We start from the raw sequence: 1415 nt of genomic DNA on the forward strand, positions 1-1415 counted from the left end.
TCTGAGACCTGATGCCGAGCCGATTGTGGTGAAGTGGATGATCCTATGCTGTCGAGAAAAGCCTCTAGCGAGTTTCATGGCGGCCCGTACCCTAAACCGACTCAGGTGGTCAGGTAGAGAATACCGAGGCGTTCGGGTGAACTATGGTTAAGGAACTCGGCAAAATGCCCCCGTAACTTCGGGAGAAGGGGGGCCACACTCGGTGATCCGATTTACTCGGTGAGCTGGGGGTGGCCGCAGAGACCAGCGAGAAGCGACTGTTTACTAAAAACACAGGTCCGTGCGAAGCCGTAAGGCGATGTATACGGACTGACGCCTGCCCGGTGCTGGAACGTTAAGGGGACCGGTTAGCTCTGATTCGTCAGGGCGAAGCTGAGAACTTAAGCGCCAGTAAACGGCGGTGGTAACTATAACCATCCTAAGGTAGCGAAATTCCTTGTCGGGTAAGTTCCGACCTGCACGAATGGCGTAACGACTTCTCGACTGTCTCAACCATAGGCCCGGTGAAATTGCACTACGAGTAAAGATGCTCGTTTCGCGCAGCAGGACGGAAAGACCCCGGGACCTTTACTACAGTTTGATATTGGTGTTCGGTTCGGCTTGTGTAGGATAGCTGGGAGACTTTGAAGCTCACACGCCAGTGTGGGTGGAGTCGTCGTTGAAATACCAGTCTGGTCGTGCTGGATGTCTAACCTGGGTCCGTGATCCGGATCAGGGACAGTGTCTGATGGGTAGTTTAACTGGGGCGGTTGCCTCCTAAAGAGTAACGGAGGCGCCCAAAGGTTCCCTCAGCCTGGTTGGCAATCAGGTGTTGAGTGTAAGTGCACAAGGGAGCTTGACTGTGAGACCGACGGGTCGAGCAGGGACGAAAGTCGGGACTAGTGATCCGGCGGTGGCTTGTGGAAGCGCCGTCGCTCAACGGATAAAAGGTACCCCGGGGATAACAGGCTGATCTTCCCCAAGAGTCCATATCGACGGGATGGTTTGGCACCTCGATGTCGGCTCGTCGCATCCTGGGGCTGGAGTCGGTCCCAAGGGTTGGGCTGTTCGCCCATTAAAGCGGTACGCGAGCTGGGTTTAGAACGTCGTGAGACAGTTCGGTCCCTATCCGCTGTGCGCGTAGGAGTCTTGAGAAGGGCTGTCCCTAGTACGAGAGGACCGGGACGGACGAACCTCTGGTGTGCCAGTTGTCCTGCCAAGGGCATGGCTGGTTGGCTACGTTCGGGAGGGATAACCGCTGAAAGCATCTAAGCGGGAAGCCTGCTTCGAGATGAGGACTCCCACCTCCTAGAGAGGGTAAGGCTCCCAGTAGACGACTGGGTTGATAGGCCGGATATGGAAGCACGGTAACGTGTGGAGTTGACCGGTACTAATAGGCCGAGGGCTTGTCCTCAGTTGCTCGCGTCCACTGTGTT

1 rRNA gene (cut by a window edge) is annotated in these 1415 nt (G+C 56.1%); it reads left to right on the forward strand.

From position 1 onward, the window contains the following. Positions 1-1393: ribosomal RNA gene (locus ACZ7EG_RS39995) — 23S ribosomal RNA — on the forward strand; it begins 1795 nt to the left of the window's first position. The last annotated feature ends 22 nt before the right edge of the window (positions 1394-1415 follow it).

This window comes from Streptomyces sp. NPDC037100 (assembly GCF_055606225.1).